An 8,432-nucleotide genomic window follows, 5' to 3' on the forward strand; every position below is an offset into this window, starting at 1 on the left:
CAATTTGAATTTCGATATGTGGCTGGGCTCGACGCCTGAAGTGCCCTATACCGAAATTGGTGTACATCCTCAAAACAACTATAGCAGACCGGGATGGCTTCGTAAAAGAAGCTATGGCGCAGGAATGATAACGGGATGGGGACAGCATCACTACGATTCCGCCGCCTGGGGGATGGATACCGAACTGACGGGTCCGATATCCGTGGAGGCCTTGGCGGAATTTCCGAAATCTGGACTTTGGAACGTACACGGCGACTTTTTCGTAAAGCACCAGTATGCAAATGGTATGACGGTCTACACGAGTGGAGGCTATCCCAACGGAATAAAATATATTGGCGAAGATGGATGGATCTTTGTTTCCCGTGGCGATTATCAGGCATCGGCTACCGATCCGGTGGACAAAGAAAAAAGTAATATGGCCTTAAATGCTTCCGATCCAAAAATATTGGCATCCAAAATCGCTGAAAACGAGACCCATCTGTATAAAATCGATGACCAGCATGGCAACTGGCTAGAGTGTATCAAGACCCGAAAGGCGCCAATATCACCTATCGAAAAGGGACATAAAGCCTGTGTTACTTGCTTGATCAGCGATATAGCCATGCAATTCCCCCGTAATTTCGAATGGGATCCTGAGAAGGAGATGTTCATCAACGACGATGAGGCCAACGCTTTATTGCATCGTAGTCAGCGCAAGCCGTACGGTACCGATAATGTGAAGGTTTAACTCTAAAAGATTCCTTGATGTGATCCCGAGCCTTCTCCGCCGGCAGACAGTGGCGGTCGAAAATGTCACCCCCGAGCGCAGTCGAGGGGCCAAGCACCGAAATCCAAATGAAAAACACTATTCTTTTGTTATTTACCCTTCTCTGTTTATCCTGTGGAGAAAAAAAGCAGTCCGAAAAAATGGCGAACGAAGAAACGACCTCCCAGGTCAAACTAATGACTTTGGATCCCGGCCATTTTCATGCGGCCTTGGTGCATAAGACCATGTATCCGCAGGTCGACTCCACTATATACGTTTTTGCCCCCGAAGGTCCGGAAGTAAAGGATTTTTTGAACAAAATCGAGCAATACAACAAGCGGGAAGATTCTCCGGCAGCTTGGAATATCGAATCCTATTTTGGTGACGATTTTGCAGAGAAAATGATAGCCGAAAAGCCCGGGACGGTGATGGTCATAGCTGGAAAGAATTCCAAGAAAATCGACTACATATTAGAAGCCGTTAAAGCAGGTTTAAACGTGTATGCCGACAAACCCTTGGTAATCAATCCCAAAGGCTTTGAGAAGTTAAAGGAGGCTTTCCGAATTGCTGATCAAAAGGGGGTCTTGATTTACGACATCATGACGGAACGTTTTGAATCTACGACCGCTTTGCAAAAGTTGTTTTCGACCTTGCCCGATGTTTTTGGGGAATTGGTCGAAGGCAGTGCTGATGAGCCCGCCATTGTCAAAGAGAGCGTGCATCATTTTTTTAAATATGTATCCGGAAATCCGCTGGTGCGTCCCCCTTGGTTTTTTGATGTCAACGAAGAAGGCGAGGGTATTGTAGACGTCACCACGCATTTGGTGGATATGGTGCAATGGGAAGCCTTTCCGGATGAGATTATCGATTCAACGGATATTGATATGGTCGAGGCCAAACGTTGGCCTACCGTTTTGACCAAGGAAGAATTCCAAAAAGTAACGGGTTTGGAGGCCTATCCCGATTATTTAAAGAAAGATATCAAAGACAACAAATTATATGTGTACTCCAATGGCGAAATGGTCTACAAAATTAAGGACAAATACGCCAAGGTTTCCGTAATCTGGAATTATGAAGCACCGGAGGGCACCGGCGATACACATTACAGTATCATGCGGGGTACCAAGAGCAACCTGATCATCAAACAGGGGGCGGAAGAAAACTATCAGCCAGTATTATATATTGAGTCCAACAATGGAAATGAAAGTTTGGAGCCAGCATTACAAGATGCCCTAAAAAACGCAGTCGCCCAAAAGTTTCCAGGAACAACCATGGAAAAAGTATCCGACACCCTGATTAAAATCAAAATCCCTGAAGCGTTCAAAGTAGGCCATGAGGCCCATTTCGGCCAGGTAACGGAGAACTTTCTGAAGTATTTAGAGGCCGGAAAACTTCCCGAATGGGAGGTGCCGAATATGATGGCCAAGTATTTTACGACTATTGAAGGGTATAAGATGGCTCTCACAACAAATACGCCATCGCGATCCCCAAAATAATCACTACAATTTTCCGGAGATTGAACTGATGCCCTTCCGAAGTCTCAAAGAGTATGACCGTCGAAATATGCAGAAAGACCCCAATGACCAATGCCGTAATGGGCACATAGTACGTTTCGGCAAAATCCGAATGTGCGGCGATGTAGCTTCCAAGTGGCGTCATTAATGAGAAGCCGATAATAAAGAGTAAGGCTTTCCCAAATTTGATTTTTGAGTTCAACAAAAAAATACTTAAGATAAGGGCTATAGGTATTTTGTGGATCAATACGCCATATAGGATGGTACTATGCTTTTCTATGGGAAAACCTTCCAAAAGGGAGTGTACACATAGGCTGGCGAACAAGAGTAGCGGTAGATCGGTCTTTCCTTCATCTAAATGGACATGCCCATGTTCGGCGCCCTTGGAAAAGAATTCCAAAAAAATCTGTAGCAATATGCCTAACATCACAAAAACGCCGACGGTCTTGGCATCTGCTTTTTCGTAGACCTCGGGTAACAGTTCGAAAACGGTCAAAGCCAGCAAAAAAGCACCGCTAAAAGCTAAAAGAAGCTTGAAATGGTTTTTGTTCTTCGGTCTGGTGATAAATACGAAGGCAAAACTTAGAAGAACGGCAAATATTAGTAGCAGGTAGTTCATTGGGTAGTCTAGGGTAAATGGATAAAAAACAAGTACTAACTTCACGAAATCGGAGCAAAGCAACATCTATATTTTCTAGACTTTCGGATAAGCTCGAGATAATCCAAGGTCGAGAATTTTAAGATTTTGGGCGCCAATTTAGGTCTCGACTGCGCTCGACCTGACATTCTTGACTATGCTCGACCTGGCATTGTTGACGGCGCTTGCCCTGACAAAGAGGACTTAGTCTCTTGGAATTTTCTTCCGATGGGGCTAAAATACTGTATTTTTGACGGAATTCTAAAGCAGGGTATGAACAATAATTTTAAGATGGTCGCCAAGACCATGTTCGGTTTCGAGGAAATCTTAGCCAAGGAAATCCGAAATCTGGGTTGTGCGAACGTGACCGAAGGCATTCGTAGCGTCACTTTTGAGGGTGATACAGGGTTTATGTACAAGGCCAACCTATGTCTGCGGACGGCCATTAAGATCATAAAGCCCATTCATACTTTTTCGGTACGCAACGAGGATGAACTCTACAAAAAAATCTATGCGATGGAATGGTCGGAATTTCTATCCGTTGATACCACTTTTGCTATCGATACCACCGTAAACTCCGATAATTTCACCCATTCACTCTATGTTTCCCAAAAGGTGAAGGATGCCATCGTCGATAAGTTCAGGGATATGGACGGTAGTCGCCCCGATGTGGATGTAAAGGATCCCGATGTGCGGATCAACGTCCATATCAACACCGAGTTTTGTACGATTTCCTTGGATAGCTCCGGTAGGTCTTTGCACCACAGAGGCTACCGAACGGCCACCAATATTGCACCGATAAACGAAGTACTGGCAGCGGGATTGCTTTTGCTCAGCGGATGGGACGGTCAATGTGATTTTTTAGACCCCATGTGCGGTAGCGGTACGTTTTTGACCGAAGCGGCAATGATTGCCTGTAACATTCCCTCAAATATCAATCGCAAGGGATTCGCCTTTGAAAAATGGCACGATTTCGATCAAGACCTTTATGATAAGATTTTGGAAGTCAGTTTGAACAGGGCTAGGGAATTCCATCATAAAATTGTCGGATACGATAAGGCTCCTTCCGCGGTACGCAAGGCGCAGGATAATATCGAAAATGCAAACCTATCGGAGTACATCACCATAGAACGTAAAAACTTCTTCAAGACCGAAAAGTTTACGGAAAATAAACTGCACATGGTCTTCAATCCACCCTACGGGGAAAGGCTCAGCCTCGATATGGAGGAATTCTACGCCTCAATAGGCGACACGCTAAAACAAAACTATCCGGGTACGGAGGCTTGGTTTATCACCTCCAATCTCGAGGCCTTGAAGTATGTGGGATTGCGGACGTCCAAAAAAATAAAAGTATTCAACAGTCATTTGGAATCCCGCTTAGTGAAATACGTTATGTACGAGGGTAGCAAGAAAGCGAAACACCAAAGTTAGGGTTGCGAAAAGAATGTAAGACCTTTCTGGCCAGCTGAAATACGATAGGCAATAGCACTTATGATCTTTGACCAACTATGCCTTGTATTTCCCTAAATGCCATTGTCATTTTTGGGCACGCCATCAGCATCGTTAAGATTTTCATCGCTAGGGATTTGATCGATGGGAGTTTCATCATTAGGGCCATCTTCGATAGGGTTTTCATCGCTAGGAACATCTTCAGCCGGAGGGGCAGCTTCCTCTTTCTTTTTCTCTTTGGGCGCATTCGCTTTTTTGTACAAGGGAATAAGATAGGTGATCGAATAATTATAGCCTACCCCAAATTTACTGCCCTCGGTGACTTTATTAAAGCCGGGAATGAACTGGTTTTGAAAATTTTCCGGGTCTTTATTGCTGACCAAAATACCCAACCTTACACTCGCCCCGAAATAGAGGTTTTTGACCATTTCCGCCTTGATGCCCACTACGAATTCGAGCCATGCGGCGTGGAGTCCCTTAAATTCCAATTCCTGCTTTGAACCAAACCCGAAATCATCGGGGTTCCAATACCGATCGGTGTCGAATATTTTATAATCGTTGACCGTCTGACTAAAAGTGCTGTAGGCGAAGCGGCCCCCTATAAAGATCATGTTCTGTTCTCCGTACCAGTTACCGTAGGTATTATAATCTATGCCTGCCTTCAGATAACTACCAGCAGCCGTAAAGTTGTAAAGTTCACCTTCGACACTTTCCACTTCATTGCCCAGCCCTACCCCGATGGTTTTTTTTTCGTTGCCCAATTCGGCAGCAACATATAGTTTATGGGTCAACCGGTAATCGCCTACGATTTCAAGACCGGTATAATTATCCTCTAAAAAAGATACGAGAATACGGCTCATATCGATACCGGCCCGCAGTCCATAGGGCTGATTGCGTACGACCGTATCCTTTCGATTGAGGTCTATCGGCCGGTCTTGCGCATACCCCGATGCACAGCCCAAAATAAAAAATAGGCTAATGCAGTATCTTGACATGGGTCGTTGCTGAGTTTTCAATTAGGGATCTGTCGATGATAATTTGCTGTATCCAAAGGCTGTCGTCTTGCTGCACGGTCGCTTGTAACGAATCGTAGTTGACAATATAGCCGCAAGCACGTGATGCGAACACTTCTTTCGGATCGTAAACCAAACGAAGGGTATCGATATTGATATCGGTTATGCTGGTCTGGCGGGAAAGAGTGAAGGTAGTACTGGTGTTGTTTGGGCGCAAAGGCAGTACAATAGAATCCAATGCGGCATTGGGAATCGTATCCCGAAGTCCTAAATCATCTACCCCAATTACAACCAAGTTCTGCACGTCTTTGGACAGTGTGGTATCCATCGCATCGTAAAATCGGATGACCAACCGCGGCGTATCGGCATCGATACAGATATCATCTTTTTCGCATGCGGAAAATGCGAGAATGCCAAGCAGAATGATAAGGGGGACTTTAAGTTTGCTCATTAAAGGGCTACGTTATCGCGTTTTGATTTACCTACGCTCCAAAAGTACGACATTTTCGACATGATGGGTCTGGGGAAACATATCTACGGGCTGTACTTTGGTCACCGTATAAAAAGCTGCCATCAGTTCCAGGTCGCGGGCTTGGGTCGCGCTATTGCAGCTTACGTAGACCACTTTTTTGGGGCATATGTCCAGAATCTGCTGTACTACGTTCTTGTGCATGCCTTCCCTCGGTGGATCGGTAATCAGCACGTCGGGAGTTCCGTTGGCTTGGATGAAGTCCGCATTAAAAACGTTTTTCATGTCCCCAACAAAAAACTCCGCATTCCTTATCCCGTTGTTTTCTGCATTTGCCTTGGCGTCGGCGATCGCTTCCGGTACCGATTCGATGCCTACAACTTTTTTAGCTTTTTTGGCGATGAACTGGGCGATTGTGCCTGTACCGGTGTACAGATCATAAACGAGTTCGTCACCGTTCAGGCCGGCAAAATCCCGTGTTACTTTATAAAGTTCATAGGCCTGGTCGGAATTCGTCTGGTAGAAGGATTTGGCATTAATTTTAAACCGGAGTCCCTCCATTTCCTCAAAAATATGGTCCCGTCCGGAATGGCAAATGATTTCTTGATCGTAAATGGTATCATTTGCCTTTTGGTTGATGACATATACCAAGGATGTGATTTCAGGGAATTTTTCCTGCAGATGATTTAATAGGATATCCCGTTTCGCTGTATCATCCTCAAAAAATTGTACCATGACCATGATCTCCCCTGTGGATGTCGTACGTATCATCAAGGTACGTAGCAATCCATGTTGATGCCTCGGGTTGAAAAAGGATAGGTCATTGTCAATGGCGAAATTCCTAGTTTCTAGGCGGATGGCATTCGACGGGTCTTGTTGGAGATGACATTTTTTGATGTCCAGAATTTTATCCCACATCCCGGGAATATGGAAACCGAGGGCAGCTTTGTCCGTAACGGCTTTGTCGGATCGTATTTCATCCAAAGTCAACCAACGGCTATCCGAAAAGGAAAATTCCATCTTGTTCCGGTAAAAATACTGTTTTTCGGAACCTATGATAGGCGAAACTTCGGGAAGTTCTAGGTGCCCAATGCGCCTTAGGTTGTTTTCCACTTCCTTCTGCTTATAAAACAACTGGTGTTCGTAGCCCATATCTTGCCATTTGCAGCCGCCGCACACCCCGAAATGTTGGCATTCCGGTTCGACACGTTTGTTGGAAAGGGAATGGAAGTGCGTAGCGACCCCCTCGAAATAAGACTTCCGTTTTTTAGTAGTCATTACGTCCACCACATCGCCCGGCACGGTGTTGGTCAAGAAAATGACCCGGCCATCCGGAGCTTTTCCGACTGTTTTTCCTTTCGCCCCCGCGTCGATTACGGCTACCTTCTCAAATACCTGTCGTCGCTGTTTTTTTCGCATGGGGCAAAAATAGGATGTTTCTTTCGTTTTTCCGTAATTTTGCGGTGCACAAGGATGATTTCTCTCCTACGCTGAATTTTCGAAGCTTCGAAAGGATAAAGGTATAGAAGGAATTACTGAAGTTTTACTTTAAAGTAATTTTATGATGTCAGGTTTAGAACAGATTAATTCTGAAGATGCGATCGCGTTGGAAGATAAACACGGAGCACATAACTACCACCCGTTACCCGTGGTTTTGAACAGGGGAGAGGGCGTGTACGTATGGGATGTGGAAGGCAAAAAATATTACGATTTTCTTTCTGCTTACTCGGCAGTGAATCAAGGACATTGCCATCCGAAAATCGTTGGTGCGATGACGGAGCAGGCACGGACTTTGACCTTGACCTCTAGGGCATTTTACAACGATAGGCTCGGCCAATTCGAGAAGTACGCGACCGAAACCTTCCATTTTGACAAGTTGCTGCCCATGAATACCGGTGCGGAAGCCGTGGAGACCGCGCTAAAGATCTGTCGAAAATGGGCCTATGAGAAAAAGGGCATCCCCGAAAACAAGGCGCTGATCGTGGTCTGTAAGAATAATTTTCATGGCCGTACCACCACCATTATATCCTTTTCTAACGACCCTGTGGCCCATAAAAATTTTGGTCCCTATGCGGAAGGCTTCCTGAAAATAGAATATGACAACCTAAACGCCTTGGAAGAGGCACTGGAGAACAATAAGAACATTGCAGGATTTCTCGTGGAACCCATCCAGGGCGAAGCAGGCGTTTTTGTGCCTTCGGATGGCTACCTGAAATCCGCAAAAGACCTTTGTGAAAAGCATAACGTATTGTTCATTGCCGATGAGGTGCAAACAGGCATTGCCAGAACCGGTCGCTTGTTGGCCACTTGCGGTAACTGTTCGTGTCCCGATAAACACTGTAGCGGAACACCTGAGGTGAAACCGGACATCTTGATTTTGGGAAAAGCCCTTTCAGGAGGTGCCTATCCCGTATCCGCCGTATTGGCGAACGACGCGATTATGGATGTCATCCGTCCCGGCAATCATGGCAGTACGTTCGGGGGCAATCCCGTTGCCGCCGCTGTAGGTATGGCGGCTTTGGAAGTCGTAAAGGATGAAAAGCTCGCCCAAAATGCCTTTGAACTCGGGGAACTCTTTCGGGAAGAACTGAACAATTTTATCCCA

At 45.6% G+C, this 8,432-nt stretch carries 7 protein-coding genes and 1 pseudogene; 4 read left to right on the forward strand and 4 right to left on the reverse strand.

The genetic code is table 11. The features are described from left to right. Nucleotides 1-727, forward strand: a pseudogene (locus ACEW8S_RS03775) (gfo/Idh/MocA family oxidoreductase); the annotation flags it as partial. Nucleotides 728-834: 107 nt separating this feature from the next. Next, entirely contained in the window at nucleotides 835-2,241 is a 1,407-nt protein-coding gene (locus ACEW8S_RS03780; RefSeq protein WP_373516850.1) for a putative oxidoreductase C-terminal domain-containing protein, read from the forward strand. Here ACEW8S_RS03780 and ACEW8S_RS03785 read toward each other — a convergent pair. Next, complete coding sequence (locus ACEW8S_RS03785) at nucleotides 2,207-2,878, reverse strand: ZIP family metal transporter (RefSeq protein ID WP_373516851.1); 672 nt, start codon at nucleotides 2,876-2,878, stop codon at nucleotides 2,207-2,209. The genes ACEW8S_RS03780 and ACEW8S_RS03785 overlap by 35 nt on opposite strands. Before the next feature lie 291 nt (nucleotides 2,879-3,169). On the opposite strand from ACEW8S_RS03785, the gene ACEW8S_RS03790 reads away from it, so the two are divergent. Continuing rightward, nucleotides 3,170-4,327, forward strand: a complete 1,158-nt coding sequence (locus tag ACEW8S_RS03790) for a class I SAM-dependent RNA methyltransferase (RefSeq protein WP_373516855.1) — start codon at nucleotides 3,170-3,172, stop codon at nucleotides 4,325-4,327. 92 nt (nucleotides 4,328-4,419) lie between these two features. On the opposite strand, the gene ACEW8S_RS03795 is transcribed toward ACEW8S_RS03790, so the two are convergent. From ACEW8S_RS03795 to rlmD, 3 genes are read right to left on the reverse strand one after another with little or no spacing between them, the layout of a single operon-like run. Further along, complete coding sequence (locus ACEW8S_RS03795; RefSeq protein WP_373516852.1) at nucleotides 4,420-5,340, reverse strand: DUF6048 family protein; 921 nt, start codon at nucleotides 5,338-5,340, stop codon at nucleotides 4,420-4,422. Next, entirely contained in the window at nucleotides 5,321-5,809 is a 489-nt protein-coding gene (locus tag ACEW8S_RS03800; protein WP_373516853.1) for a DUF6452 family protein, read from the reverse strand. The genes ACEW8S_RS03795 and ACEW8S_RS03800 overlap by 20 nt, the downstream gene beginning before the upstream one ends. A gap of 27 nt (nucleotides 5,810-5,836) precedes the next feature. Beyond that, the gene (rlmD, locus tag ACEW8S_RS03805; protein ID WP_373516854.1) at nucleotides 5,837-7,246 is read right to left on the reverse strand and encodes a 23S rRNA (uracil(1939)-C(5))-methyltransferase RlmD; all 1,410 of its coding nucleotides are present in this window, start codon (nucleotides 7,244-7,246) and stop codon (nucleotides 5,837-5,839) included. A gap of 145 nt (nucleotides 7,247-7,391) precedes the next feature. Between rlmD and rocD the strand changes: the two genes are divergently transcribed. Then, nucleotides 7,392-8,432: ornithine--oxo-acid transaminase (rocD, locus tag ACEW8S_RS03810; protein WP_373516856.1), on the forward strand; the 1,041-nt coding region annotated here is incomplete at its 3' end.

Source organism: Pricia sp., from assembly GCF_041745955.1.
Taxonomy (GTDB): Bacteria; Bacteroidota; Bacteroidia; order Flavobacteriales; family Flavobacteriaceae; genus Pricia.

Bases quoted from the DNA above. Each gene is read 5' to 3' on its own strand.
- ACEW8S_RS03800 (WP_373516853.1), bottom strand. From the start codon at position 5,809: ATGAGCAAACTTAAAGTCCCCCTTATCATTCTGCTTGGCATTCTCGCA.
- ACEW8S_RS03795 (WP_373516852.1), bottom strand. From the start codon at position 5,340: ATGTCAAGATACTGCATTAGCCTATTTTTTATTTTGGGCTGTGCATCG.
- rlmD (WP_373516854.1), bottom strand. From the start codon at position 7,246: ATGCGAAAAAAACAGCGACGACAGGTATTTGAGAAGGTAGCCGTAATC.
- ACEW8S_RS03785 (WP_373516851.1), bottom strand. From the start codon at position 2,878: ATGAACTACCTGCTACTAATATTTGCCGTTCTTCTAAGTTTTGCCTTC.
- ACEW8S_RS03790 (WP_373516855.1), top strand. From the start codon at position 3,170: ATGAACAATAATTTTAAGATGGTCGCCAAGACCATGTTCGGTTTCGAG.
- ACEW8S_RS03780 (WP_373516850.1), top strand. From the start codon at position 835: ATGAAAAACACTATTCTTTTGTTATTTACCCTTCTCTGTTTATCCTGT.